Below are 24,818 nucleotides of genomic sequence, written 5' to 3' on the forward strand. Positions count from 1 at the left end.
CGACCGGTGGGGGGCGCAGTCGCTTGTTGAGACCCTGTCGGGCGACAACTCGCCCTAGATGGCACAATCGGTGCATGGAACGCGACAGCCAACTCGAGCTCTACGAGTCAGTCGCCGCCCGATTGAAGGAAGCGCACACAAGAGTGCGCTCACTGCAAGTCCCGGAGGGCGTAAGGATGGCGCTGTCCCGGAAGCTGCTGGTCGTGACGGCAGCGGCGAAGCACGATCTCAAGGACGCGGCAACGCGTCTGGACCGGTTGATGAAGGACCTCGACGAGGGCCGATTCCCAGAGGACGACTGACACCAAGAACTCCGTAGCGGATCTTCCGCGTTGCGGCACTAGGGTGATTAGCCCGTTTCGTGTTTGATTTGCGGTATATACATGCCTAACGTGCGAAAAAGCTTGAACACTTTCGTTCTGGCAATGTCTCCGAAGGGGAAGACGTGAACAAGGCGCAGCTCGTAGAAGCGATTGCCGACAAGATGGGCGGTCGCCAGCAGGCCGCCGAAGCCGTCGACCACGTGCTCGACGCCATCGTGCGTGCCGTGGTGGGTGGCGACCGGGTCTCGGTGACGGGTTTCGGCTCGTTCGAGAAGGTCGACCGTCCGGCCCGCTACGCCCGTAACCCGCAGACGGGTGAGCGGGTGCGGGTCAAGAAGACCTCGGTCCCGCGCTTCCGTGCCGGTCAGGGCTTCAAGGACCTGGTCAGCGGCTCGAAGAAGCTCCCCAAGGGCGGCGAGGTCTCCGTCAAGAAGGCCCCCAAGGGCAGCCTGAGCGGTGGCGCCTCCGCCACCGTGAAGAAGGCCGCCGCCAAGAGGGCGACCACCGCCAAGAAGGCCGCCGCGAAGAAGGCGACCCCGGCGAAGAAGGTCACGGCGGCCGCCGCGAAGAAGGCGACCCCCGCGAAGAAGACCACCACGGCCGCCGCCAAGAAGGCGACCCCGGCCAAGAAGGCCACCACGGCCGCGGCGAAGAAGACCTCCGCCGCCGCCAAGAAGACCACCACGGCCGCCGCGAAGAAGGCGACCAAGGCCACGGTGAAGAAGACCGCGCCGGCCGCGAAGAAGGCCACGGCGACGAAGGCGCCCGCCAAGAAGACGACGGCGCGCAAGACGACCGCCAAGAAGGCCGCCGCCAAGAAGTAGGACGAGCGGTAGACACCCGCCGGGCCGGGCTCCCCCCAGGGAGCCCGGCCCGCGGCGCGTCCGGGGCCCCGTCGGCGGGGACCGGGCGCGTCAGAACGTCTGGAGCGTCACCAGGGTGATCCGCAGGCCGGCCCCCGAGGTGCCCGGCTCCGCCTCGATCCGGACCCGCTGCCCGGGCCGCAGCAGCCGCAGCCCGCCCGCCTCGAAGGCCTCCGCCCCGAACTCCACGGGGGTGCCGTCGTCGAGCAGCACACTGCCGCTGTGGGTCTCGGAGTCGTACGTGAACGCGGTCGCCTGCATGGACCGCAGCCTATCCGGCCGCCGGCAGCCACCGGGCGGCCGTCCGCGGGCCGAGCCCCAGCGCCCGGGCCTCCGCCAGATCCTCACCGGTGTCCACGTCCCGGCGCACCGAATCCACCCCCGTCAGCAGGATTTCCACCGCGCCCGAAGACAAATGCCGGAGTCGCGACGCACCTCCGAATGCCGGTTCCAATTCCACCCCAGGAGCCGCCGAGAGGAATGTCGTACCTATTTCGGCGGCATCAGCGAGAAAAGCCCTCGGAAATTTCCTGGCCACATCCAGGACCCGGGCCAGCTCCTCGGGCCGCAGCGCCGGCAGATCCGCGTTGAGCGCCGCCACCCGCGCGGCCGGCCGCCGGGTCCGTACGGCACGGACCCCGTGCGCGAGCGCCGCGTTGAGCCCAGCCGCCGGGGCGTCCGGGACGATCCGCGCGCCCAGGGCGGCGAGCGCCTCGCCGGCCGCCGGATCGTCCGTGACGACCACCACATCCCGTACCCGCAGGCAGTTCAGCACCGCCCCCACGGTGTCCTCGGCGAACGCGAGCGCCAGCCGCGGGCGCAGCCGGGACCCGGCCGCCGCGGCCAGTCTGCTCTTCGCCAGGGCAAGGGGCTTCAGAGGTACGACCAGGGACCAGCCGTCGTCCGCATGCGTGTTCATCGGGGCCCATTCTGTCCCGCCCACGCGGTCCCCAGGAGGGCCCGGGGCGTACGGTGTCACTCGACAGAGCAGGAGCATGGGGCGACACTTGACCCCCTGCCAGCCAGTCCCGGAGAAAGGTGTACGAGTGCCCCGCCGCAGAATCGGCTTCTGGTACCGCCTCGCGGCGGTCATCGCCAAGCCCCCCCTGGTGGTTCTGTTCAAGCGGGACTGGCGCGGTATGGAGCACATTCCGGCCGACGGCGGTTTCATCACCGCGGTCAACCACAACTCCTACCTGGACCCGCTGTCCTACGCGCACTACCAGTACAACACCGGCCGGGTCCCGCGCCTCCTCGCCAAGGCGGGCCTCTTCAAGGCCCCCTTCGTCGGGATGATGCTGCGCGGCACCGGACAGATCCCCGTCTACCGGGAGACGACCAACGCGCTCGACGCGTTCCGCGCCGCCGTCGACGCCATCGAGCGCGGCGAGTGCGTCGCCTTCTACCCCGAGGGGACCCTCACCCGGGACCCCGACATGTGGCCCATGGCGGGCAAGACCGGTGCCGCGCGCGTCGCGCTGCTCACCCGGGCCCCCGTCATCCCGGTGGCCCAGTGGGGCGCCAACCTGGCGATGCCGCCGTACGCCAAGGAGAACAAGCTCAGCCTGTTCCCCCGCAAGACGCTGACCGTGCAGGCCGGTCCGCCCGTCGACCTCTCCCGCTTCTACGGACTCGAGCCCACGCCCGAGGTGCTCCGCGAGGCGACCGAGGTCATCATGGCGGCCGTCACCGCGCTCCTGGAGCAGATCCGCGGCGAGCAGGCGCCCGCCGAACCGTACGACCACCGCAAGGCGCGCCTGGAGCAGCGGCGCAGGGCCGCCGAAGGGGGCACCAAGTGACCAAGGCAGCCGTCTTCGGAAACGGATCCTGGGGTACCGCGTTCGCGATGGTGCTCGCCGACGCGGGCTGCGAGGTGAGCCTCTGGGGCCGCCGCGCCGAACTCGCCAAGGAGATCAACGCCTCCCGGGTCAACCCGGACTACCTGCCGGGCGTCGAACTCCCCGCGGCCGTCACGGCCACCGCCGACCCGGCCGAGGCGGCCCACGACGCCGACTTCACCGTCCTCGTCGTCCCCTCCCAGACCCTCCGCGGCAACCTCGCCGCCTGGGCGCCGGTGCTGGCGCCCGACACCGTCCTCGTCTCCCTCATGAAGGGTGTCGAACTCGGCACCGCCAAGCGGATGAGCGAGGTCATCACCGAGGTCGCCGACGTGCCCGCCGAGCGCGTGGCCGTCCTCACCGGCCCCAACCTGGCCAAGGAGATCGCCGCCCGGCAGCCCGCCGCCGCCGTCGTCGCCTGCGTCGACGAGACGGTCGCCCAGCGCCTCCAGACCGCCTGCATCACCCCGTACTTCCGCCCGTACACCAACACCGACGTGGTGGGCTGCGAGCTCGGCGGAGCCGTGAAGAACGTCATCGGCCTCGCCGTCGGCATCGCCAACGGCATGGGCCTCGGCGACAACTCCAAGGCCACGCTCATCACCCGCGGCCTCGCCGAGACCACCCGCCTCGGCCTCGCCATGGGAGCCGACCCGCTCACCTTCTCGGGCCTCGCGGGCCTCGGCGACCTCGTCGCCACCTGCTCCTCGCCGCTCTCCCGGAACAACACCTTCGGCACCAACCTCGGCCGCGGGATGACCCTCCAGGAGACCATCGCGGCCACCAAGCAGACCGCCGAGGGCGTCAAGTCCTGCGAGTCGGTGCTCGATCTGGGCCGCCGCCACGGCGTCGACATGCCCATCACCGAGACGGTCGTGTCGATCGTCCACGACGGCAAGCCGCCGGTCGTCGCGCTCAAGGAGCTGATGTCGCGCAGCGCGAAGGCCGAGCGCCGGTAGCCGCCACCGGCCGGTGCCGTCCCGGGCCCCCGCGCGACGCCGAGCCGCACTGCGCCGGACGCGCGCGAGGGGACCGGGGCCGCAAGGTCGTTCGGGACGCGCAAGGTACGCTCATCGCGATATGAGCGAGAACACCCAGAGCCCCCGCAAGCCGCGCGTGGCCGTCGTCTTCGGCGGACGCAGCTCCGAGCACGCCATCTCCGTCGTCACGGCGGGCGCCGTCCTGAGCGCCATCGACCGGGACAAGTACGACGTGCTGCCCATCGGCATCACGACGGACGGGCGCTGGGCGCTCACCGCCGACGCCCCCGAGCGCATGGCCATCGCCGACCGCGCCCTGCCGAACGTCGCCGACCTGGCCGAGTCCACCGAGGGCGGCGTCGTCCTCTCCGTCGACCCCGCCGACCGCGAGGTCGTCCTCACCGAGCCCGGCGCCGTGCCGAGGGCCCTCGGCGAGGTCGACGTGGTCTTCCCGATGCTCCACGGCCCCTACGGCGAGGACGGCACCCTCCAGGGCCTCCTGGAGCTCTCCGGAGTCCCCTACGTCGGCGCGGGCGTCCTCGCCTCCGCCGTCGGGCAGGACAAGGAGTACATGAAGCGGGTCTTCGTCTCCTTCGGCCTCCCGGTCGGCCCGTACGAGGTCATCCGGCCGCGCGAGTGGGAGCAGAACCCCGCCGCCGCGCGCAAGAAGATCGTCGAGTTCGCCGCCGAGCACGGCTGGCCGCTCTTCGTGAAGCCGGCCCGCGGCGGCTCCTCCATGGGCATCACCAAGGTCGACGACCTCTCCGGCCTGGACGAGGCCATCGAGGAGGCCCGCCGCCACGACCCCAAGATCCTCGTCGAGTCGCTGCTGCGCGGCCGCGAGATCGAGTGCGGCGTCCTGGAGTTCGAGGACGGGCCGCGCGCCAGCGTGCCGGCCGAGATCCCGCCGGTCACGGACCACGACTTCTACGACTTCGAGGCCAAGTACATCGACTCGGCCTCCGGCATCGTGCCCGCCCCCATCGGGGACGAGGCCACCGCCGAGATCCAGCGCCTCGCCGTCGCCGCCTACGAGGCGGTCTCCTGCGAGGGTCTGGTCCGCGCCGACTTCTTCCTCACCGAGGACGGCGAGTTCGTCATCAACGAGATCAACACCATGCCGGGCTTCACGCCGATCTCCATGTACCCGCGCATGTGGCAGGAGAGCGGCGTGAGCTACCCCGAGCTCGTCGACCGGCTCATCCAGGCCGCGCTGACCCGCTCCACGGGCCTGCGCTGACCCCTTGGGCCTGTCCGACAGGCCCCGGCACCCCGGAAGACCGTGCCGCCGCCCTCAGAGGCTGGGCGGCACGGTCTTCCGTACGGGATCGGCGAGATCCGCCAGCGGCGTCATGTCGTGCGTGTACTGCTCGCCGAGCGTGACCTCGACGTACGTCTTCCGGTACGTCGAGGTGAAACGGGGCCCGCTGCCCTCGGGACGCTCCAGCATCCAGTTGACGCCGTTCGCCTCGACGCCCTGCGCCTGGGGATCGCTCATCTTTTCGGGCCGGGGCACCCCGCAGCGCAGTACGATCGCACCGTCACCCCAGCCGGCGGTCAACTCGGAGCCGGGCTCCGGGTCACTCCGTTCCAGCCCCGCCACGGTGCCGGGAAGCTCCCTCGCCAGGTCCTGGCAGAGGGCGGCCTCCGCCGCCGGGGGGCTGGGAACCACGACGGACGCCGCGGCGTCCGGCGAGGAACAGCCGGCGGCGGCCAGCAGCAGTACGGCTGCCGTGACGGCGGCGGGCAGGCCGAGGGGCCGGTGGGAAGACTTCACCGGCCAAGCGTAGACGGGGGCTACAGATGAACGACCGGGCAGGTGAGGGTGCGCGTGATGCCGTCCACTTGCTGGACCTTCGCGACCACCATACGGCCGAGCTCGTCGACCGTGTCGGCCTGCGCGCGCACGATGACGTCGTACGGACCGGTCACGTCTTCCGCCTGGAGCACCCCCGGGATCTTGGAGATGGTGTCGGCGACGGTCGACGCCTTGCCCACCTCGGTCTGGATGAGGATGTACGCCTGAACCACGGAACCTCCAGGGCGACCACGAGGATCTTGTGGGAGAAAGGGACGCCACGGTACCGCGTCGCCGCGGGCCGCGGGGAGACCTGCGTGTCCCGAGGCGCTCGCGGGGTGGCGTACGCAGGACAGAAGTTGACGGTCTACTTGACGGTACCCAGCACGGTGACGGCCCGCGACCCGCGGCGCGAACAGACGCGCCCCCGCCCGCCGGCCGACACGAAGACACGAGGTGAGGCGCGGTGAAGGGCACAGTCGGAGAGCTGGGCGAGTTCGGGCTCATCAAGGAGCTCACGTCCCGGCTCACCTCCACCCCGGCGGTACGGATCGGGCCGGGCGACGACGCCGCGGTCGTCTCCGCGCCCGACCGGCGCGTGGTGGCCAGCACGGACATCCTTCTCGAAGGACGTCACTTCCGCCGCGACTGGTCGACGGCGTACGACGTCGGCCGCAAGGCCGCCGCACAGAACCTCGCCGACATCGCCGCCATGGGCGCGGTCCCCACCGCGCTCCTCCTCGGCCTGGTCGTCCCCGCCGAACTCCCCGTCACCTGGCCCACCGAACTCATGGACGGACTGCGCGACGAATGTCAGGTCGCGGGCGCCGCGGTGGTCGGCGGCGACGTCGTCCGGGGCGACACGATCATGGTCTCCATCACCGCGCTCGGCGATCTGCGCAACCACGACCCGGTCACCCGGGGCGGCGCCCAGCCCGGCGACGTCGTCGCCTACACGGGCTGGCTCGGCTGGTCCGCCGCCGGCTACGCGGTCCTCTCCCGGGGCTTCCGGTCGCCGCGCGCCTTCGTCGAGGCCCACCGCAGGCCCGAACCGCCGTACCACGCGGGCCCCGCGGCCGCCGGCCTCGGCGCCACCGCCATGTGCGACGTCAGCGACGGCCTCATCGCCGACCTCGGCCACATCGCCGAGGCCAGCAAGGTCCGCATCGACCTGCGCTCCGGGCTCATCGACATCCCGACCCAGATGAACGACATCGGCCAGGCCGTCGGCGTCGACCCCATGCAGTGGGTGCTCACCGGGGGAGAGGACCACGCCATCGTCGCCACCTTCCCGCCCGACGTGAAACTGCCCGCCCGCTGGAAGGTCATCGGCGAGGTCCTCAACCCCTCCGCACTTCCGCAGGTCACCGTGGACGGCGCGCCCTGGCACAGCGCGGGCGGCTGGGACCACTTCGGGGAGACCGAGTGACCTCCGCGCCGCCGCTGGTGCTGACCGTCGCCGGATCCGACTCCGGCGGCGGCGCCGGCATCCAGGCCGACCTGAAGACGATGCTCGCGCTCGGCGTCCACGGCATGAGCGTGCTCACCGCCGTCACCGCCCAGAACTCGCGGGGCGTCCAGGGCGTCTGGGAGCTGCCCGTGGAGGCCGTACGCGCCCAGTACCGGGCCGTCGCCGACGACATCGGCGTCCAGGCCGTCAAGACCGGCATGCTGGCCTCGGCCGCCCTCGTGGAGACCGTCGCCGAGCTGCTCGGCGACTCCGGATCACCGGTCGTCGTCGACCCGGTGGGCGTCTCCAAGCACGGGGACTCCCTGCTCGCCGAGAGCGCGCTCGACTCCGTCCGTACGAAGCTGCTGCCCCGGGCCACCGTCGCCACCCCGAACCTGGACGAGGTGACACAGCTCACGGGTGTCCACGTCGTCCACGAGGCCGACATGCGCGTCGCGGCCGAGGCGATCCTGTCGTACGGGCCGGAGTGGGTGCTGATCAAGGGCGGGCACCTGCCCACCGGCCGGGAGGCCGTGGACCTGCTCACGGACGGCTCCGAGGAGCACTGGCTGCGCGCCCCGCGCCACGACAACCGGCACACCCACGGGACGGGCTGCACGCTCGCCTCCGCGGTGGCGTCCGGGCTCGCCAAGGGGCTCCCGGTGCCGGAGGCGGTACGGGAGGCCAAGGAGTACGTCACGGGGGCCATCGGCGCCGGATTCGCGCTGGGCGCGGGCATCGGGCCGGTCGACCACGGCTGGCGGTTCAGGGAGTGAGCGCCCCGCCGGTGCCCACACCGGCGGCCCTTCCGCACCCGGGCAAGGCAAAAGGCCGGTTCACCTGGGTGAACCGGCCTTTCAAGGCAACCGCAGGGGCTGCGCTACGACAGAACACGCCGCAATTAGCGCGAGACCTTGCCGGCCTTGATGCACGAGGTGCAGACGTTGAGCCGCTTCGGCGTCCGACCGACCACGGCACGCACACGCTGGATGTTCGGGTTCCAGCGACGGGGCGTACGGCGGTGCGAGTGCGAAATGTTGTTGCCGAAGCCCGGCCCCTTGCCACAGACGTCGCAGTTGGCAGCCACGGGTCACTCCAAAGACTTCAGAATTACAGTGAAATCCGGCGCACCGGAATCAGGAGTCTGAAGTGGCTTGCCGGGGGATGGCCCGGTGTGAACCAGGCAACCGAAGCAGCATACAACGGCTGGCTCGGTGGAACGAAACTAGCATGGACTCGGCGGACCTCGCCCCGGGCCCAGGTCACCGGAGGGTCCTCCCTGCCCGAGCGAAGCCGGGAGCTTGGGGGAGGGACACCTCGGGTCTACCCTGCGGTGAGCTCACCGCCGAAGGAGGACCCCCCGTTGTCGCGAGCCCTTCACCCCTTCGAGGAGCTCGTCGAGCTCGACGCCGAAGCGGTCAGGTCCTGGTGCGCGCGGTCGCTGGACGCGCTCGGCCGGGAACGCGAGGAGATCGACGCGATCAACGTCTATCCCGTGGCCGACGGGGACACCGGCACCAACCTGTACCTGACGGCGGAGGCCGCCCACCAGGCCGTCGAGGCCGTCTTCGCCGTCTCGGCGCCCGCACCCGACACCGCCGAGACCGTACGGGCCATGGCGCACGGCGCGCTCCTCGGAGCCCGCGGGAACTCCGGCACCATCCTGTCCCAGCTCCTCCGCGGCATGGCGGGCGTCCTCGCCGACGGCTGTGACGGTGATCACCTCGCCCGCGCCCTCGGCGAGGCCGCGAGCGCGGCCCGCCGGGCCGTCGCCCACCCCGTGGAGGGCACCATCCTCACCGTCGCGAGCGCCGCGGCCGGAGCCTGCGCCGCAGGCGGCGGGCTCGTCGAGGTGGCCAGGAACGCACACGACGGGGCCAGGACCGCTCTCGCCGCCACCTCGGGGCAGCTCGACGTCCTCGAACGCGCCGGAGTCGTCGACGCGGGCGGCAGAGGCCTCGTGACGGTCCTCGGCGCCCTCCTCGAGACCGTGACCGGACAGACCCCGCCGCCGGTGCCCGAGGCGCGGATCACGCCCGCACCGCCGGAGGACTGCCCCGCCGAGGACGGGCCCGCCTTCGAGGTGATCTACCTCCTGGAGGCCGGGGACGAGGCCGTGGAGCTGCTCAGGTCCCGGCTGGACGCGCTGGGGGAGTCCCTCGTCGTCGTCGGCGGGGACGGACTGTGGAACGTCCATGTGCACGTCGACGACGCGGGCGCCGCCGTCGAGGCCGGTGTCGAGGCCGGACGGCCGCACCGCATCCGGATCACCCACTTCGCCGCCGACTCGGCCGCCGCCTCCGCGCGCGGGGAGCGCGCCCAGCGCGCGGTCGTCGCCGTCGTCCCCGGCGAGGGCCTCGCCGGGCTCTGCGCCGAGGCGGGCGCCACCACCGTACGGACCCTGCCCGGCGAACAGCCCGCCGCCGACGAACTCCTCGACGCGATCCGGCGGGCCCACGCACGCGAAGTGGTCCTCCTGCCCAACGACAGCGACCTGCGGCAGACCGCGACGGCCGCCGCCGAAAGCGCCCGGGCCGAGGGCATTCGCGTCGCCCTCATCCCCACCCGGGCCGCCGTCCAGGGCATCGCCGCCCTCGCCGTCCACGAACCCGACCGGCGCTTCGACGAGGACGTCGTCGCCATGACGGCCGCCGCCGGAGCCACCCGCTACGCCGAACTCGCCGTCGCCGAACGGCAGTCCTTCACCTCGGCGGGCGTCTGCCAGGCCGGCGACATCCTCGGCCTCATCGAGGGCGACGTCGCCGTCATCGGCACCGACCTCACCGAGACCGCCCGCACCGTCCTGGACCGGATGCTCTCGGCCGGCGGCGAACTCGTCACCCTCGTCGTCGCCGACGACACCCCGACCGGGCTCGCCCCCGACCTGGAGGCCCACGTCCGGCGCGGCTACCTCGCCGTCGACACCACCACGTACCACGCGGGCGCGGGCGCTCCGCCGCTGCTCATCGGGGTGGAATAGGAGTTTTTCCCGGCGGTTGTCCACAGCCTCCGGGACGACTGTCGGTCGCGTGGTGTGCAATGGAACGCGTGCCCGCGCTCGACGAACCACTCAAGAAGTCCCTCGGCCCCGCCACCGCCAAGGTCATGGCCGAGGCACTCGACCTGCACACGGTCGGTGACCTGCTCCACCACTACCCCCGCCGGTACGCCGAGCGGGGGGAGCTGACGACCCTCGCCGACCTGCCGCTCGACGAGCACGTCACGGTGGTCGCACAGGTCGCCGACGCCCGTGTGCACACCTTCAACGGCTCCAAGGGGCGCGGCCAGCGCCTCGAAGTGACCATCACCGACGGCAGCGGCCGCCTCCAGCTGGTCTTCTTCGGCAAGGGCGTGCACAAGCCGCACCACGACCTGCTGCCCGGCACCCGCGCGATGTTCGCCGGCAAGGTCTCGCTCTTCAACCGGCGCCTCCAGCTCGCCCACCCCTCGTACGAACTCCTCCGCGGCGACGGCGAGGAGGCCGTGGACGTCTGGGCCGGCGCCCTCATCCCGATCTACCCGGCCACCACCAAGCTGGAGTCCTGGAAGATCGCCAAGGCCGTCGACGCCGTCCTGCCCGGCGCCGTCGACGCCGTCGACCCGCTCCCCGACGCCCTGCGCGAGGGCCGCGGTCTCGCCGAGCTCCCCGACGCCCTCCGGCTCATCCACCGGCCCCGCACGAAGGCCGACATCGCCACCGCGCGCGAACGCCTCAAGTGGGACGAGGCCTTCGTCCTCCAGGTCGCCCTCGCCCGCCGCCGGCACGCCGACACCCAACTCCCCGCCGTCGCCCGCCGGCCCGTCCCCGGGGGCATCCTCGACGCCTTCGACGCCAAGCTCCCCTTCACCCTCACCGACGGTCAGCGGAAGGTCTCCAAGGAGATCTTCGACGACCTCGCCACCGAACACCCCATGCACCGCCTCCTCCAGGGGGAAGTCGGATCGGGCAAGACCATGGTCGCGCTGCGCGCCATGCTCGCCGTCGTCGACTCCGGGGGACAGGCCGCCATGCTCGCCCCCACGGAGGTCCTCGCCCAGCAGCACCACCGCTCCGTCACCGAGATGATGGGCGAGCTCGCCGAGGGAGGGATGCTCGGCGGCGCCGACCGGGCCACCAAGGTCGTCCTGCTCACCGGCTCCATGGGCACCGCGGCCCGCCGCCAGGCCCTCCTCGACCTGGTCACGGGCGAGGCCGGCGTCGTCATCGGCACCCACGCGCTGATCGAGGACAAGGTCCAGTTCCACGACCTGGGCCTGGTCGTCGTCGACGAGCAGCACCGCTTCGGCGTCGAGCAGCGCGACGCCCTCCGCGGCAAGGGGAAACAGCCCCCGCACCTCCTCGTGATGACCGCCACCCCCATCCCGCGCACCGTCGCCATGACCGTCTTCGGCGACCTGGAGACCTCCGTCCTCGACCAGCTGCCCGCCGGACGCTCCCCGATCGCCACCCATGTCGTGCCCGCCGCCGACAAGCCGCACTTCCTCACGCGCGCGTGGGAGCGGGTCCGCGAGGAGGTCGAGAAGGGCCACCAGGCGTACGTGGTCTGTCCCCGCATCGGCGACGAGGAGGACCAGAAGAAGAAGGCGAAGGCGTCCGCCGAGGACGAGGCCGAGAAGCGCCCGCCGCTCGCCGTCCTCGACGTCGCCGAGAAGCTCCGCACCGGGCCCCTCACCGGACTCCGGATCGCCGTCCTGCACGGCCGCATGCACCCCGACGACAAGGACGACGTCATGCGCCGCTTCGCCGCGGGCGAGCTCGACGTCCTCGTCGCCACCACCGTCATCGAGGTCGGGGTCAACGTCCCCAACGCCACCGCCATGGTGATCATGGACGCCGACCGCTTCGGCGTCTCCCAGCTCCACCAGCTCCGCGGCCGCGTCGGCCGGGGCTCCGCACCCGGCCTCTGCCTCCTCGTCAGCGAGATGCCCGAGGCCACCCCCGCCCGCCAGCGCCTCGCCGCCGTCGCCGCCACCCTCGACGGCTTCGAGCTCTCCCGCATCGACCTCGAACAGCGACGTGAGGGCGACGTCCTCGGCCAGGCCCAGTCCGGGGTCCGCTCCTCCCTGCGGGTGCTCACCGTCATCGACGACGAGGAGGTCATCGCCGCCGCCCGCGAGGAGGCCACCGCCCTCGTCCTCGCCGACCCGGACCTCGCCGCCCACCCCGGCCTGCGCACCGCGCTCGACGCCCTGCTCGACAAGGACCGGGAGGAGTACCTGGAGAAGGGCTGACCGCGCGGTGTGGACCGCGGTCATATCCTGAGACGTACGCACTGGACGACGCAGGACGAGGACACCGATGACTCGCGTGATCGCCGGCACCGCCGGCGGGCGCCGCCTGGCCGTGCCGCCCGGCAACGGAACCCGCCCCACCTCCGACCGGGCGCGCGAAGGCCTCTTCTCCACCTGGGGGGCGTTCCTCGGCACCCTCGACGGGGCCAGGGTCGCCGACCTGTACGCCGGCTCCGGCGCCGTCGGCCTCGAAGCGCTCTCCCGGGGAGCCGCCCACGCCCTCCTCGTCGAGGCCGAGCCGCGCGCCGCTCGGACCATCCGCGAGAACATCTCCTCGCTCGGTCTGCCCGGCGCCGAACTCCGCACCGGCAAAGCGGAGCAGATCGTGACGGGACCGGCGCCCTCCGACCCGTACGACCTGGTCTTTCTCGACCCGCCGTACGCCGTCACCGACGAGGATCTTCGCGAGATTCTCCTCACACTCCGCTCGGGGGGCTGGCTCGCGGACGACGCCCTCGTCACCGTGGAGCGCAGCACCAGAGGCGGAGAGTTCGGCTGGCCGGCCGGTTTCGAACCACTGCGGGCCCGTCGTTACGGCGAGGGAACGTTTTGGTACGGTCGCGCCGCCTCTACGTGCGAAGACGCACGATGACCGGACCGGAGAGCGAGGGACCCAAGTTGCGCCGCGCCGTCTGTCCGGGGTCATTCGACCCCATCACCAACGGACACCTCGACATCATCGCCCGCGCCTCCAAGCTGTACGACGTCGTACATGTCGCGGTGATGATCAACCAGTCGAAGAAGGGCCTGTTCACGGTCGACGAGCGGATCGAGCTGATCCGCGAGGTGACCGCCGACTTCGGCAACGTCGAGGTGGAGTCCTTCCACGGACTGCTCGTCGACTTCTGCAAGCAGCGCGACATCCCCGCGATCGTCAAGGGACTGCGCGCGGTCAGCGATTTCGACTACGAGCTGCAGATGGCCCAGATGAACAACGGCCTCACGGGTGTGGAGACCCTCTTCGTCCCCACCAACCCGACCTACAGCTTCCTGTCGTCCTCGCTGGTCAAGGAGGTCGCGGCCTGGGGCGGCGACGTCTCCCACCTGGTCCCGCCGACGGTCCTGCCCCGGCTGACCGAGCGCCTGGCGCAGAAGTGACGCGCGGCCACCGCCGCTGACGCTCCGTCACCCGGTGTCGGACGGGCGCCGACTGCCCTTACAGTCGTCCCGTCCGTCTCCATCCAGCTGTAGAGAGTGGCGAGCACCCGGTGGACGTACAGAAGAAGCTCGACGAGATCGTCGCGACCGTGCAGGGCGCCCGCTCCATGCCCATGTCGGCATCCTGCGTGGTCAATCGCGCCGAGCTGCTCGCCCTGCTCGAAGAGGTACGGGAGGCCCTGCCCGGCTCCCTCGCGCAGGCCCAGGAGCTGATCGGCGGCCGCGAGCACATGGTCGAGCAGGCCCGCCAGGAGGCGGAGCGGATCATCGAGGCGGCCCACGCGGAGCGCGGCTCGATCGTCTCCGACACGCAGGTCGCCCGGCTCTCGCAGGAGGAGGCCGACCGCATCCTCTCCGAGGCCCGCCGCGAGGCCGAGGAGGTCCGCGCCGAGGCCGACGACTACGTCGACTCCAAGCTGGCGAACTTCGAGGTCGTCCTCAACAAGACGATCGGCTCCGTCGACCGGGGCCGCGAGAAGCTCCTCGGCCGGGGCCCGGGCCTCGACCAGAACGGCTACGCGGACGAGGACGCCCCCGAGTACAGCGCCGACCCGCAGACCCTGATCCACCGGGCCGACGAGTACGTCGACGCCAAGCTCGGCGCCTTCGAGGCGGTGCTCAGCAAGACCCTGGAGGCCGTCGGACGGGGACGGCAGAAGCTGCACGGCAGGATCGCCACCGACGCGCTGGGCGAGCACATGGCCGCCCAGGAGGGTCTCGGCGGCTCCGTGCACACCAGTGACTCCGACTATCTGGCCGGGCTCGCGGAGCTCTCGGACCCGGAACCGGTCCAGATCCCCGCCCAGCAGCAGTCCCAGCCCCAGCCCGACCCGTACGCGGCGTACCAGCAGGTGCAGCAGCCCGACCCGTACGCCGGCTATCAGCAGGTCCAGCAGCAGCCCGATCCGTACGCGTACCAGCAGCAGCCGCAGCACGCCGACCCGTACGGCTACCAGCAGCAGGACCCGTACGCGTACCAGCAGCCCGTCCAGCAGCAGGTCCATCCGCAGGGGCACCAGCAGCAGGGCGCGGCGCTCGACGAGACGAGCTTCTTCGACACGGGCATGATCGACCTGGAGCAGCTCCGCCGCTACGAACAGGGGCAGTAGCGCGGGGTCGGTACGACCCCAAGGCCCGGATTGGGCCCTGAGCGAAGCGTCCAGTATCCTGGCTCTTCGGTCGCGCGTATCTCCGCGATCCATGCTGCCCACGTCTGGCAGCCTCCTCGACGCAGCACGATTTCGAAAGCAGGAAGAGCCCTGAGCACGCGCCTCGACCACCGCAACCCCCTCGTGTTCGACACGCACGAGCTGGGGCGGCGTCCTGGTGCCCTCCAGCGGCTCTCGCGTTCGATCGAGGCCCCCAGGGACCTGGGCGTCGAAGGAGTGATCGGAGTGCCCGAGGGCGCTCCGGTGGAAATCGATCTCCGTCTTGAGTCGGTCATGGAAGGGGTGCTTGTCACAGGCACCGCCCGTGCATCGGCCGAGGGGGAGTGCGTAAGGTGTCTGGAGCCCGTCGAGCTGGAGCTCGATGTGGACTTCCAGGAGATGTTCTCGTACCCCGACTCCGACGACCGGGGCCGCTCCAAGGCGGCCGCGGACGACGAAGCCGAGGCAGACGAGGACATGATCCCCCTCGAGGACGGCATGTTCGACCTCGAACCCGTGCTGCGTGATGCGGTGGTGCTCGCACTGCCGATGCAGCCGGTGTGCCGGGAGGACTGTGCAGGCCTGTGTTCCGAGTGTGGAACCAACCTGAACGAGAACCCGGACCACCACCATGACGCCGTCGACGTTCGTTGGGCGGCACTGCAGGGACTCGCCGGTTCGCTGGGAACCGATGAGAAGGACAACATGAGCGGCAAAGCCTCTGACGGGGACGTCCGAAGCGCCGCCGAGAAGCAGGAGAAGTAGCCGTGGCTGTTCCGAAGCGGAAGATGTCGCGCAGCAACACGCGCCACCGCCGGTCGCAGTGGAAGGCTGCGGTCCCCACCCTGGTTTCGTGTGAGCGTTGCCAGGAGCCGAAGCTGCAGCACATCGCGTGCCCGAGCTGCGGCACCTACAACAAGCGCCAGGTCCTCTCGGTCTGATTGGGCTGGTGAGAGGCGCAATGTCTGAGTCCCGCAAGACGGACGACAAGACGGACCATGCCTCGTCCCACACGCTTCTGGAAGGGCGGCTCGGCTATCAGCTCGAGTCCGCCCTTCTGGTGCGTGCGCTGACCCACCGTTCGTACGCGTACGAGAACGGCGGTCTGCCCACCAACGAGCGGCTGGAGTTCCTCGGGGACTCCGTGCTCGGCCTGGTGGTCACGGACACGCTGTACCGGACCCACCCCGACCTGCCGGAAGGCCAGCTGGCCAAACTGCGGGCCGCGGTGGTCAACTCGCGTGCGCTGGCGGACGGGGGACGCGAACTCGAACTCGGCTCCTTCATCCGGCTCGGCCGGGGCGAAGAGGGCACGGGTGGCCGGGACAAGGCGTCCATCCTCGCCGACACCCTTGAAGCGGTGATCGGCGCGGTCTATCTCGACCAGGGCCTCGACGCGGCGTCCGAGCTGGTGCACCGGCTCTTCGACCCGCTGATCGAGAAGTCCTCGAACCTCGGTGCCGGCCTGGACTGGAAGACCAGTCTCCAGGAGCTCACCGCGGCCGAGGGTCTGGGCGTTCCGGAGTACCTCGTCTCCGAAGAGGGCCCGGACCACGAGAAGACCTTTACTGCTGCCGCCCGCGTCGGTGGTGTCTCGTACGGCACCGGCACCGGCCGCAGCAAGAAGGAAGCGGAACAGCAGGCGGCGGAGTCCGCGTGGCGCGCGATCCGCGCGGCCGCGGACGAGCGCGCGGCGGCGGCGAAGGCCGCGGCCGAGGCGGGAACGGGAGAGGTCGCCGACCCCTCTCCGACCGCCCACCGGGCGTCGGCCTGACGGCCGCACCCCCGCTTCCCGAGAACCCCGCCCCAGGGCGGGGTTCTCGTCTTTTCCCGTCCTCTTCTCCGTCCTCCTCGCGGGTCGGCCCCCGGTAGGGTTGAACCGCTGTCGAAGACGTACGTCCGGAGGAGTCCCGTGCCCGAGCTGCCCGAGGTCGAGGTCGTACGGCGGGGTCTGGAGCGCTGGGTCGCCGGGCGGACCGTGACCGAGGTCGAGGTGCTGCACCCCAGGGCCGTACGGCGTCATCCCGCGGGCGGCGCGGACTTCGCGGCCCGGCTGAAGGGGCAGCGGTTCGAGGTGGCGCGCCGACGCGGCAAGTACCTGTGGCTGCCGCTCGCCGAGACCGGCACCTCCGTCCTCGGGCACCTCGGCATGAGCGGGCAGCTGCTCGTCCAGCCGGAGGACGCCGCGGACGAGAAGCACCTCCGCATCCGGATCCGCTTCGCGGCATCCGACAGCGACTCCGTCACGGGCGCGGCCGGCACCGAGCTCCGTTTCGTGGACCAGCGCACCTTCGGCGGACTCTCGCTCCACGACCAGACCCCCGACGGACTGCCGGACGTCATCGGGCACATCGCCCGCGACCCGCTGGACCCCGAGTTCGACGACGCCGCCTTCCAGAGCGCGTTGCGGCTGCGCCGTACGACGGTCAAGCGGGCGCTGCTCGACCAGTCGCTGATCAGCGGCGTCGGGAACATCTACGCCGACGAGGCGCTCTGGCGGTCCCGGCTCCACTACGACCGGCCGACCGCCACCCTCACGCGCCCGCGCTCCGCCGAACTCCTCGGGCACGTCCGGGACGTGATGAACGCGGCCCTCGATGTCGGCGGCACCAGCTTCGACAGCCTGTACGTGAACGTCAACGGCGAGTCCGGCTACTTCGACCGCTCGCTCGACGCCTACGGGCGCGAGGACGAGCCCTGCCACCGCTGCGGTACGCCGATGCGGCGCCGCGCGTGGATGAACCGTTCCAGCTACTTCTGTCCGCGCTGCCAGCGACCGCCGCGCGCGAGCGCCTGACGACGCGATCGCCCGGGGGCGCACGCCCTCGACGCCGCCGGCGGGTCTCAGGATCAGGCGCCGACCGGGGCTCCGCGCTCCGCGTCGTAACGCTCGCGGGCCGCCTCGACCTGGGGCATCCGGCCCTCGACCAGCTGGATCAGGCCGATCAGCCGCTCCGCGATCTCGCGGCCGAGCGGGGTGAGCCGGTAGTCGACCCGCGGCGGATTCGTCGGCTGCGCCTCGCGATGGACGAGTCCGTCGCGCTCCAGCGCGTGCAGGGTCTGCGACAGCATCTTCTCGCTCACGCCGTCGACCCGGCGCCGCAGTTCGTTGAACCGGAACGTCCCGTCGTACAGGGCGCCGAGGGTCAGGCTGCCCCAACGGCCCGTCACATGCTCCAGCGTGCCGCGCGAGGGGCAGGCGCGCGCGAACACGTCGTAGGCGAGGTCGTCAGTCATGCCCTCCACCGTACTCCCGCACAGCGCTCACCGCCAGGTGTGCGCTCACTCATGGGTTGCGCTATCAAAAAGTTAGTGCTCTACTTCTGGACGTCCCCACAGACCTGTTCTCAGACCTGTTCTCGTTCGAGGAGCCTCTTGTGACCACCCCCGTCGTCTCCATCGCCTACCACTCCGGCTACGGCCACACCGCCGTCCTGGCCGAGGCCGTCCGCGACGGTGCCGCCGAGACGGGCGCCACCGTCCACCTGATCAAGGTCGACGGGATCACCGAGGCCGAGTGGGAGCTGCTCGACGCCTCCGACGCGATCGTCTTCGGCTCCCCGACCTACATGGGCACGGCCTCCGGCGCCTTCCACCGGTTCGCCGAGGACTCCTCGAAGCGCTGGTTCGCCGACGCGTGGCTGGACAAGCTCGCCGCCGGCTTCACCAACTCCGGCTCCAAGAGCGGCGACAAGCTGCACACCCTGCAGTACTTCCAGATCCTCGCCGGCCAGCACGGCATGAACTGGATCAACCTCGGCCTCAAGCCCGGCTGGAACACCAGCGAGGCCTCCGAGAACGACATCAACCGCCTCGGCTTCTTCTCCGGCGCCGCCGGCCAGACCCCGGCCGACCTGGGCCCCGAGGGCGTCCACAAGGCCGACGTCGCCACCGCCGAACACCTCGGCCGCCGCGTCGCCCTGACGGCCCGCACCTTCGTGGCGGGCAAGGCCGCCGCCTGAGGATCCCGGACGTGACGACGCGAAAGGGCCCGCCACCGGGAAGGTGACGGGCCCTTTCACACAGGGGAAGCGCGAGGACGGCCGGCTCAGTAGCCGAAGTCCTGGGTCCACCAGGGGCCGCCGTCGGCGAAGTGGACGCCCACGCCCAGGGTGGTGAAGTCGCAGTTCAGGATGTTGGCGCGGTGACCGTCGCTGTTCATCCAGGACTCCATGACGGCCGCCGCGTCGGCCTGGCCGCGGGCGATGTTCTCGCCGCCGAGGCCCGAGATGCCCGCCTTCTCGGCGCGCGCCCACGGGGTGGCCCCGTCCGGGTCCGTGTGGTCGAAGAAGCCGCGGGCCGCCATGTCCGAGCTGAACGCCCCGGCCAGTGCCGCGAGCCGGGCGTCCGCGCTCACCGGCGAGCAGCCCACCTTGGCGCGTTCGACGTTGACCAGCCGGACGACCTCCGCCTCGGCGGCCACGCCGCGGTCGGCGGTGGAGGGGGCCGCGGTCGTCTCGACCGGAGCCTCGGTCGTCGGGTCGGGTTTCGGCTCCGGCTTCGGCGCGGGGGCCTTGGTGGAGGGGGCGGCCGTGGTCCTCTTCGGGGCGGCCGGCTTGGCCGGGGCCTTCGTGGGGGCCTTGGCCGGCGCCTTCGTCGGGGTCGGCGTCGCCTTCGGGGTCGGCTTCGCGGACGGGGTCGCCGACGGCGAGGCCGCCTTGCCCTTGTCCGTACCCGCGCTCGCCTTCGCGCTCGTGCGGGCGCTGCCCGAGTCGCCGGTCGGGGTCTGCGTGGACCCGCCCTGCGTCGTCAGCTCCGGCGCCTGCCGGGACTGGCTCGGGCGCTCGCTCGTGCCCGCGCTGCCGACGTCGAAGGTGTCCCCGCCGGGCAGCAGGCCCGAGGCGACGGCGATGGCGCCCACCGCGACGGCGGCGGAGGCTCCGAGCAGGCCGGTGCGCACCGGGGCGCGCCGCTTGCGGCGGGTACCCCGGTGACTGCGGTCCGAGCCGTCCGCGTAGTCTTCTGCGGCGGGTGCGGCTCCGGCGCGACGGTGGCGTCCCATCTGGTCTGCCTTCCTCTTGCTGGTCCTGCTGTGGTCCTGTGCCGGCCCTGTGGCCTTTGCTGATCTTTGCTCTCGGTACCGTTTCGGACCGCCGATCGAACAGGGCGGGCCCGAATGGGTGAGGCGTGTTCGGTCGGGACTGTAGTCCATGCGGACCGGGGGCGATGTGCTCATCTGGCAATCCGCCCGCTAGCGTGCAGGCATGAGTGACGACGTGCGGATGACCGCGTGGGTACGCGGCCGGGTACAGGGAGTGGGCTTCCGCTGGTTCACCAGGGCAAACGCTTTGGAGATCGGCGGCCTGGTGGGCTTCGCCCTGAACCTCGACGACGGCCGCGTGCAGGTGGTGGCCGAAGGGGCGCGTGAGAATTGCCACCGTCTGCTCGCCTGGCTCCACTCCGCCGACACACCCGGGCGCGTGGACGGCGTCACTGAGATCTGGGCCACCCCGCGCGGTGGCTACGACGGCTTCGCCATCCGCTGACGATCACTCTCCGACACCCTTTCCGGTGACCGAGAGAGGCCTCGAAAGGACGCGCGGTAACAGCCGGGTGGAGGGGAAACGGCCTGGTGGTTGCCAAGGCGCGCCCGTCGTGGAAGGCTGCCGGGTAAGGATGATCGCGACGCCCTGAGGCACCGAGTTCATGAGGCCCCGCCGCCCGCTGAGCGGCCCGGGACTCCTCGGTCGCCCCTTCAAACGGGGCGTGATCGTGTTGACCGTCAAACTTTTTGGTGAGACTCTGGAAGCCCCGCGCACCTTAGCTGTTTGGCAGTGGAACCGGCACGACAAGCAGTACTGCCGAGCACCGCGGGTGCGAAATCCCTCACGACCCAACCGCTTCGGTCGGTCACTCATTGTGGAGGACCATCCATCATGGCAAAGGCGCTTCTCGGTTACGTCGGCGGCTCCGACCCGCGACTCCTCGCCGAGATGCGACGGCTTCAGCAGCGCGTCCAGGACCTGGAATCCGAGCTGGTACGGATCCAGTCCGAGAACGACTCGCTTGCCGCTGCCGCCGCTCAGCACCAGGGAGAGTCACTGCTGAACAGCATCGACCTCGACGTACCCCAGGCGGAGCCTGCGCTCACCTGACAACCCAGCCCCGAGGGGCCAGGTGGGAAACACTCACGCCGGCACAGCCGCATGGACACTCATGTCGGCAGCCATCTGAACACTCATGTCGGCAGAGCAGACATGCAAGGGGCGCTTCGGCGTCCCTTCTTTCTTTCACCCGCCGTTCCCCTCCCGTCCCACCCCTCCTCACCCGAGGATCTGCCCTACACCTTCGCGGGTGAAACGCACGAGCCCCGGTAGAGTCCCGGGCGTGCACCTCAAGGCCCTGACCCTCCGCGGATTCAAGTCGTTCGCCTCGGCCACCACGCTGCGGTTCGAACCGGGAATCACCTGCGTCGTGGGCCCCAACGGATCGGGCAAGTCCAATGTCGTGGACGCCCTGTCCTGGGTCATGGGCGAGCAGGGCGCCAAGTCGCTGCGCGGCGGCAAGATGGAGGACGTCATCTTCGCCGGCACGACCGGGCGCCCTCCGCTCGGCCGTGCCGAGGTGTCCCTCACCATCGACAACTCCGACGGCGCGCTGCCCATCGACTACGCCGAGGTCACCCTCACCCGCATCATGTTCCGCGGCGGCAGCAGCGAGTACCAGATCAACGGCGACACCTGCCGGCTGCTCGACTTCCAGGACCTGCTCTCCGACTCCGGCATCGGACGCGAGATGCACGTCATCGTCGGCCAGGGGCAGCTCGACTCCGTGCTGCACGCCGACCCGATGGGCCGCCGCGCCTTCATCGAGGAGGCCGCGGGAGTCCTCAAGCACCGCAAGCGCAAGGAGAAGGCGCTGCGGAAGCTCGACGCGATGCAGGCCAACCTCGCGCGCGTGCAGGACCTCACCGACGAACTGCGCCGCCAGCTCAAACCCCTCGGCCGGCAGGCCGCCGTCGCACGCCGCGCCGTCGTCATCCAGGCCGACCTGCGCGACGCCCGGCTCCGCCTCCTCGCCGACGACCTCGTCCACCTCCAGCGGGCCCTCACCGCCGAGGTCGCCGACGAAGCGGCCCTGCTCGCCCGCAAGGAAGCCACCGAGACCGAACTGCGGGCCGCGCTCGCCCGCGAGGCCGCCCTCGAGGCCGAGGCACGCGCGCTCGTGCCCCGACTCGAGAGGGCCCAGCAGAACTGGTACGCCCTCTCCCAGCTCGCCGAACGCGTCCGCGGCACGGCCTCCCTGGCCGACGCGCGGGTGAAGAGCGCCACCGCGGCACCCGCCGAGGAACGCCGCGGCCGCGACCCGGAGGACCTGGAGCGCGAGGCTGCCCGCGTCCGCGAGCAGGAGGCGGAGCTGGAAGCCGCCCTGGAGGCGGCCGAGCGCGCCCTGGAGGACACCGTCGCCCACCGCGCCGAGCTCGAACAGGCGCTGGCGTCCGAGGAGCGCCGGCTCAAGGACCTGGCCCGCGCCCTCGCCGACCGGCGCGAGGGCCTCGCCCGCCTCCACGGCCAGGTCAACGCGGCCCGCTCGCGCGCCGCCTCCGCCCAGGCCGAGATCGACCGGCTCGCCGCCGCCCGTGACGAGGCCGGAGAACGGGCGGTCACCGCCCAGGAGGAGTACGAGCAGCTCAAGACCGAGGTCGACGGCCTCGACGCCGCGGACACCGAACACGGCGAGCGGTACGAGGCCGCCCGCCGCGAACTGGCCGAGGCGGAGGCCGCCCTCGGCACCGCCCGCGAGGCGGCCGCCACCGCCGAACGCCGCCGCGCCGCGACCCAGGCCCGGCACGAGACCCTCGCCCTCGGACTGCGCCGGAAGGACGGCACGGGCGCCCTGCTGACCGCGGGACTCAGCGGACTCCTCGGTCCTGCCGCCGAACTCCTCACCGTCACCCCCGGATACGAGATCCCCGTCGCCGCCGCCCTCGGCGCGGCCGCCGACGCGGTCGCCGCCACCGGCCCCTCCGCCGCAGCCGAAGCCCTCCGCCTGCTGCGCAAGCAGGACGCCGGCCGCGCGGCCCTGCTCCTGACCGGGGCCCCCGAACCGGACCGCTCCGGAGAGACCGCGGTCCCGGCGCCCGAGGGGCACCCGTACGCCGCCGACCTCGTCCGCGGCCCCGACGAGCTCATGGGAGCCGTCCGCCGGCTGCTCGCCGGAATGGTCGTCGTCGACGACCTGGAGCAGGCCGCCGACCTCGTCAGGTCGCGGCCCGCGTCGACCGCCGTCACCCTCGAAGGAGACCTGCTCGGCGCGCACTTCGCCCAAGGCGGCTCCGCGGGCGCTCCCAGCCTCCTCGAAGTCCAGGCCTCGGTCGCCGAGGCCGCCGCCGAGCTCGACGAACTCGTCGTACGCTGCGAGGAGTTGGCCGCCGCCAAGGGCCAGGCCGACGAGCGGCGCCGTACCGCCGCCGCACTCGTCGAGGAACTCGACACCCTTCGACGTACCGCCGAACGGGAGAAGTCCGCCGTCGCCCAGCAGCTCGGCCGGCTCGCCGGCCAGGCCAGGGGAGCGGCCGGGGAGGCCGAACGGACCGCGGCCGCCGCCGCCCGCGCGCAGGAGGCCCTGGAGAAGGCGACCGCCGAGGCGGAGGAACTCGCCGAACGGCTCCTTGTGGCCCAGGAGGCCGCGGCGTTCGGGGAGGGCGGGGACGAGGAACCCGACACCGCCACCCGCGACCGGCTCGCGATCGACGGATCCAACGCGCGCCAGACCGAGATGGAGGCACGCCTCCAGGTCCGTACTCACGAGGAGCGGGTCAGGGGGCTCGCAGGGCGGGCCGACTCGCTCGACCGGGCCGCCCGTGCCGAACGGGAGGCACGCGCGCGCGCCGAGCAGCGCCGCGCCCGGCTGCGCCACGAGGAGCGGGTCGGGGGCGCGGTCGCCGCCGGCGCCCGGAGCCTCCTGGCCCACATCGACGTGTCGCTCGTCCGCGCCGAGCGGGAGCGGGTGGTGGCGCAGGCGGCGCGGGCCGATCGCGAGGAGGGCCTGACGGCAGCCCGGACCCGGGGCCGCGAGCTCAAGGCGGAACTCGACAAGCTGACCGACTCGGTGCACCGCGGCGAGGTGCTCGGCGCGGAGAAGCGACTGCGGATCGAGCAGCTGGAGTCGAAGGCCCTGGAGGAGTTCGGCGTGGAGGCGACCGCGCTGGTCGCCGAGTACGGACCGGACCAGCCCGTACCGCCGTCGCCGGCCGTCGGGGGAGCGGAGGGCGTGGACTCCCCGGAGGGTACGGACTCTCCGGAGGCCGACGAGTCGCGCCCCTTCATCCGTTCGGAGCAGGAGAAGCGTCTCAAGGCCGCCGAACGGGCGTACCACCAGCTCGGCAAGGTCAACCCGCTGGCCCTTGAGGAGTTCGCGGCGCTGGAGGAGCGGCACCGCTTCCTCTCCGAGCAGCTGGAGGACCTCAGGAAGACCCGGACCGACCTGCTTCAGGTCGTGAAGGAGGTCGACCTGCGGGTCGAGCAGGTCTTCACCGAGGCCTACCGGGACACGGCCCGTGAGTTCGAGGGCGTCTTCTCGCGGCTCTTCCCGGGCGGCGAGGGCCGGCTCGTCCTCACGGACCCCGACAACATGCTCACCACCGGCGTCGAGGTGGAGGCCCGCCCGCCCGGCAAGAAGGTCAAGCGGCTCTCGCTGCTCTCCGGCGGCGAGCGCTCGCTGACGGCCGTGGCGCTGCTGGTCTCGATCTTCAAGGCCCGGCCCAGCCCGTTCTACGTGATGGACGAGGTCGAGGCGGCGCTCGACGACACCAACCTCCAGCGGCTGATCCGGATCATGCAGGAGCTCCAGGAGTCCTCGCAGCTGATCGTGATCACCCACCAGAAGCGGACCATGGAGGTCGCGGACGCGCTGTACGGCGTGTCCATGCAGGGTGACGGCGTCTCGAAGGTGATCAGCCAGCGGCTGCGATGAGCTCGACAGCGCCATTTCTTCAAGTGTTGAACTCAAGCCACCTTGCAGTGCAG

General features: G+C 71.6%; 27 protein-coding genes. 20 read left to right on the plus strand and 7 right to left on the minus strand.

Annotation, left to right across the window (positions count from 1 at the left end):
* Nucleotides 1-74 precede the first annotated feature (74 nt).
* Both IF00_RS0136115 and IF00_RS0136120 read left to right on the plus strand, forming a co-directional pair.
* Nucleotides 75-302: an SCO5555 family protein gene (locus tag IF00_RS0136115; protein WP_030325570.1), complete on the plus strand. Its 228-nt coding sequence runs from the start codon at nucleotides 75-77 to the stop codon at nucleotides 300-302.
* A gap of 143 nt (nucleotides 303-445) precedes the next feature.
* Nucleotides 446-1,147, plus strand: coding sequence for an HU family DNA-binding protein (locus IF00_RS0136120; protein ID WP_030325572.1), 702 nt, complete (start codon nucleotides 446-448; stop codon nucleotides 1,145-1,147).
* 90 nt (nucleotides 1,148-1,237) lie between these two features.
* On the opposite strand, the gene IF00_RS0136125 is transcribed toward IF00_RS0136120, so the two are convergent.
* A complete protein-coding gene (locus IF00_RS0136125) occupies nucleotides 1,238-1,447 on the minus strand; it encodes a hypothetical protein (RefSeq protein ID WP_030325574.1) in 210 nt (69 codons plus the stop codon).
* 10 nt (nucleotides 1,448-1,457) lie between these two features.
* Nucleotides 1,458-2,105 (minus strand): 2-phospho-L-lactate guanylyltransferase, encoded by a 648-nt coding sequence (gene cofC / locus IF00_RS0136130; RefSeq protein WP_030325575.1) that lies wholly within the window; start codon nucleotides 2,103-2,105, stop codon nucleotides 1,458-1,460.
* 127 nt (nucleotides 2,106-2,232) lie between these two features.
* Between cofC and IF00_RS0136135 the strand changes: the two genes are divergently transcribed.
* The 3 genes from IF00_RS0136135 to IF00_RS0136145 all read left to right on the plus strand — a co-directional run bounded on the left by IF00_RS0136135 (nucleotide 2,233) and on the right by IF00_RS0136145 (nucleotide 5,244).
* Nucleotides 2,233-2,985: a lysophospholipid acyltransferase family protein gene (locus tag IF00_RS0136135; protein WP_030325577.1), complete on the plus strand. Its 753-nt coding sequence runs from the start codon at nucleotides 2,233-2,235 to the stop codon at nucleotides 2,983-2,985.
* Nucleotides 2,982-3,983: an NAD(P)H-dependent glycerol-3-phosphate dehydrogenase gene (locus tag IF00_RS0136140; protein WP_030325579.1), complete on the plus strand. Its 1,002-nt coding sequence runs from the start codon at nucleotides 2,982-2,984 to the stop codon at nucleotides 3,981-3,983. Before IF00_RS0136135 ends, IF00_RS0136140 begins: the two co-directional genes overlap by 4 nt.
* 121 nt (nucleotides 3,984-4,104) lie before the next feature.
* Complete coding sequence (locus IF00_RS0136145; protein WP_030325581.1) at nucleotides 4,105-5,244, plus strand: D-alanine--D-alanine ligase family protein; 1,140 nt, start codon at nucleotides 4,105-4,107, stop codon at nucleotides 5,242-5,244.
* Between the two features lie 54 nt (nucleotides 5,245-5,298).
* Here IF00_RS0136145 and IF00_RS0136150 read toward each other — a convergent pair whose 3' ends face one another.
* Nucleotides 5,299-5,781, minus strand: a complete 483-nt coding sequence (locus IF00_RS0136150) for a DUF3515 domain-containing protein (protein ID WP_051820790.1) — start codon at nucleotides 5,779-5,781, stop codon at nucleotides 5,299-5,301.
* A gap of 20 nt (nucleotides 5,782-5,801) precedes the next feature.
* Nucleotides 5,802-6,035 carry an Lrp/AsnC family transcriptional regulator gene (locus IF00_RS0136155; RefSeq protein WP_015036438.1) on the minus strand — a complete coding sequence of 78 codons (234 nt, stop codon included), beginning with the start codon at nucleotides 6,033-6,035 and terminating at the stop codon, nucleotides 5,802-5,804.
* Between the two features lie 233 nt (nucleotides 6,036-6,268).
* Between IF00_RS0136155 and IF00_RS0136160 the strand changes: the two genes are divergently transcribed.
* Complete coding sequence (locus IF00_RS0136160; RefSeq protein ID WP_030325586.1) at nucleotides 6,269-7,231, plus strand: thiamine-phosphate kinase; 963 nt, start codon at nucleotides 6,269-6,271, stop codon at nucleotides 7,229-7,231.
* A complete protein-coding gene (gene thiD, locus IF00_RS0136165; RefSeq protein ID WP_030325588.1) occupies nucleotides 7,228-8,028 on the plus strand; it encodes a bifunctional hydroxymethylpyrimidine kinase/phosphomethylpyrimidine kinase in 801 nt (266 codons plus the stop codon). The genes IF00_RS0136160 and thiD overlap by 4 nt, the downstream gene beginning before the upstream one ends.
* A gap of 125 nt (nucleotides 8,029-8,153) precedes the next feature.
* On the opposite strand, the gene rpmB is transcribed toward thiD, so the two are convergent.
* Nucleotides 8,154-8,339 carry a 50S ribosomal protein L28 gene (gene rpmB, locus IF00_RS0136170; protein ID WP_015036441.1) on the minus strand — a complete coding sequence of 62 codons (186 nt, stop codon included), beginning with the start codon at nucleotides 8,337-8,339 and terminating at the stop codon, nucleotides 8,154-8,156.
* Nucleotides 8,340-8,615: 276 nt separating this feature from the next.
* Between rpmB and IF00_RS0136175 the strand changes: the two genes are divergently transcribed.
* From IF00_RS0136175 to mutM, 9 genes are all read left to right on the plus strand, one after another.
* Nucleotides 8,616-10,232, plus strand: a complete 1,617-nt coding sequence (locus IF00_RS0136175; protein ID WP_030325590.1) for a DAK2 domain-containing protein — start codon at nucleotides 8,616-8,618, stop codon at nucleotides 10,230-10,232.
* A gap of 59 nt (nucleotides 10,233-10,291) precedes the next feature.
* Complete coding sequence (gene recG, locus IF00_RS0136180) at nucleotides 10,292-12,484, plus strand: ATP-dependent DNA helicase RecG (RefSeq protein WP_030325592.1); 2,193 nt, start codon at nucleotides 10,292-10,294, stop codon at nucleotides 12,482-12,484.
* A gap of 67 nt (nucleotides 12,485-12,551) precedes the next feature.
* Nucleotides 12,552-13,136 (plus strand): 16S rRNA (guanine(966)-N(2))-methyltransferase RsmD, encoded by a 585-nt coding sequence (gene rsmD / locus IF00_RS0136185; RefSeq protein WP_030325594.1) that lies wholly within the window; start codon nucleotides 12,552-12,554, stop codon nucleotides 13,134-13,136.
* A gap of 26 nt (nucleotides 13,137-13,162) precedes the next feature.
* Nucleotides 13,163-13,642, plus strand: coding sequence for a pantetheine-phosphate adenylyltransferase (coaD, locus tag IF00_RS0136190; protein ID WP_193384147.1), 480 nt, complete (start codon nucleotides 13,163-13,165; stop codon nucleotides 13,640-13,642).
* A 110-nt stretch (nucleotides 13,643-13,752) separates the two neighbouring features.
* Nucleotides 13,753-14,811 (plus strand): hypothetical protein, encoded by a 1,059-nt coding sequence (locus tag IF00_RS0136195; protein ID WP_030325596.1) that lies wholly within the window; start codon nucleotides 13,753-13,755, stop codon nucleotides 14,809-14,811.
* Nucleotides 14,812-14,940: 129 nt separating this feature from the next.
* Nucleotides 14,941-15,615 carry a YceD family protein gene (locus tag IF00_RS0136200; RefSeq protein WP_037639915.1) on the plus strand — a complete coding sequence of 225 codons (675 nt, stop codon included), beginning with the start codon at nucleotides 14,941-14,943 and terminating at the stop codon, nucleotides 15,613-15,615.
* A gap of 2 nt (nucleotides 15,616-15,617) precedes the next feature.
* On the plus strand, nucleotides 15,618-15,791 hold the full coding sequence (gene rpmF / locus IF00_RS0136205) for a 50S ribosomal protein L32 (protein WP_015036448.1): 174 nt from the start codon (nucleotides 15,618-15,620) through the stop codon (nucleotides 15,789-15,791).
* A 20-nt stretch (nucleotides 15,792-15,811) separates the two neighbouring features.
* On the plus strand, nucleotides 15,812-16,624 hold the full coding sequence (gene rnc / locus IF00_RS0136210) for a ribonuclease III (RefSeq protein WP_030325600.1): 813 nt from the start codon (nucleotides 15,812-15,814) through the stop codon (nucleotides 16,622-16,624).
* A gap of 138 nt (nucleotides 16,625-16,762) precedes the next feature.
* Nucleotides 16,763-17,647, plus strand: coding sequence for a bifunctional DNA-formamidopyrimidine glycosylase/DNA-(apurinic or apyrimidinic site) lyase (gene mutM / locus IF00_RS0136215; RefSeq protein WP_030325601.1), 885 nt, complete (start codon nucleotides 16,763-16,765; stop codon nucleotides 17,645-17,647).
* Nucleotides 17,648-17,700: 53 nt separating this feature from the next.
* On the opposite strand, the gene IF00_RS0136220 is transcribed toward mutM, so the two are convergent.
* Nucleotides 17,701-18,087 (minus strand): winged helix-turn-helix transcriptional regulator, encoded by a 387-nt coding sequence (locus IF00_RS0136220; RefSeq protein ID WP_030325604.1) that lies wholly within the window; start codon nucleotides 18,085-18,087, stop codon nucleotides 17,701-17,703.
* Between the two features lie 140 nt (nucleotides 18,088-18,227).
* On the opposite strand from IF00_RS0136220, the gene IF00_RS0136225 reads away from it, so the two are divergent.
* Nucleotides 18,228-18,812 carry a flavodoxin family protein gene (locus tag IF00_RS0136225; protein ID WP_030325606.1) on the plus strand — a complete coding sequence of 195 codons (585 nt, stop codon included), beginning with the start codon at nucleotides 18,228-18,230 and terminating at the stop codon, nucleotides 18,810-18,812.
* Between the two features lie 86 nt (nucleotides 18,813-18,898).
* Here the strand turns inward: IF00_RS0136225 and IF00_RS0136230 are convergent, their stop codons facing one another.
* Nucleotides 18,899-19,852: a CAP domain-containing protein gene (locus IF00_RS0136230; protein WP_030325607.1), complete on the minus strand. Its 954-nt coding sequence runs from the start codon at nucleotides 19,850-19,852 to the stop codon at nucleotides 18,899-18,901.
* A 202-nt stretch (nucleotides 19,853-20,054) separates the two neighbouring features.
* Between IF00_RS0136230 and IF00_RS0136235 the strand changes: the two genes are divergently transcribed.
* The 3 genes from IF00_RS0136235 (at nucleotide 20,055) to smc (ending at nucleotide 24,765) form a co-directional block, all read left to right on the plus strand.
* Nucleotides 20,055-20,336, plus strand: coding sequence for an acylphosphatase (locus tag IF00_RS0136235; RefSeq protein WP_030325609.1), 282 nt, complete (start codon nucleotides 20,055-20,057; stop codon nucleotides 20,334-20,336).
* Between the two features lie 390 nt (nucleotides 20,337-20,726).
* Nucleotides 20,727-20,945 carry a hypothetical protein gene (locus tag IF00_RS0136240; RefSeq protein ID WP_015036455.1) on the plus strand — a complete coding sequence of 73 codons (219 nt, stop codon included), beginning with the start codon at nucleotides 20,727-20,729 and terminating at the stop codon, nucleotides 20,943-20,945.
* Between the two features lie 232 nt (nucleotides 20,946-21,177).
* Entirely contained in the window at nucleotides 21,178-24,765 is a 3,588-nt protein-coding gene (smc, locus tag IF00_RS0136245; protein WP_030325610.1) for a chromosome segregation protein SMC, read from the plus strand.
* The last annotated feature ends 53 nt before the right edge of the window (nucleotides 24,766-24,818 follow it).

It is taken from the genome of Streptomyces flavochromogenes (assembly GCF_000717595.1).
GTDB lineage: Bacteria > Actinomycetota > Actinomycetes > Streptomycetales > Streptomycetaceae > Streptomyces > Streptomyces flavochromogenes.

What these genes read in the sequence shown, in the direction of transcription:
- recG (WP_030325592.1), top strand. Translation starts at nt 10,292, where the DNA reads ATGGAACGCGTGCCCGCGCTCGACGAACCACTCAAGAAGTCCCTCGGC.
- rsmD (WP_030325594.1), top strand. Translation starts at nt 12,552, where the DNA reads ATGACTCGCGTGATCGCCGGCACCGCCGGCGGGCGCCGCCTGGCCGTG.
- IF00_RS0136240 (WP_015036455.1), top strand. Translation starts at nt 20,727, where the DNA reads ATGGCAAAGGCGCTTCTCGGTTACGTCGGCGGCTCCGACCCGCGACTC.
- cofC (WP_030325575.1), bottom strand. Translation starts at nt 2,105, where the DNA reads ATGAACACGCATGCGGACGACGGCTGGTCCCTGGTCGTACCTCTGAAG.
- rnc (WP_030325600.1), top strand. Translation starts at nt 15,812, where the DNA reads ATGTCTGAGTCCCGCAAGACGGACGACAAGACGGACCATGCCTCGTCC.
- IF00_RS0136230 (WP_030325607.1), bottom strand. Translation starts at nt 19,852, where the DNA reads ATGGGACGCCACCGTCGCGCCGGAGCCGCACCCGCCGCAGAAGACTAC.
- IF00_RS0136125 (WP_030325574.1), bottom strand. Translation starts at nt 1,447, where the DNA reads ATGCAGGCGACCGCGTTCACGTACGACTCCGAGACCCACAGCGGCAGT.
- IF00_RS0136145 (WP_030325581.1), top strand. Translation starts at nt 4,105, where the DNA reads ATGAGCGAGAACACCCAGAGCCCCCGCAAGCCGCGCGTGGCCGTCGTC.
- IF00_RS0136115 (WP_030325570.1), top strand. Translation starts at nt 75, where the DNA reads ATGGAACGCGACAGCCAACTCGAGCTCTACGAGTCAGTCGCCGCCCGA.
- IF00_RS0136235 (WP_030325609.1), top strand. Translation starts at nt 20,055, where the DNA reads ATGAGTGACGACGTGCGGATGACCGCGTGGGTACGCGGCCGGGTACAG.
- IF00_RS0136220 (WP_030325604.1), bottom strand. Translation starts at nt 18,087, where the DNA reads ATGACTGACGACCTCGCCTACGACGTGTTCGCGCGCGCCTGCCCCTCG.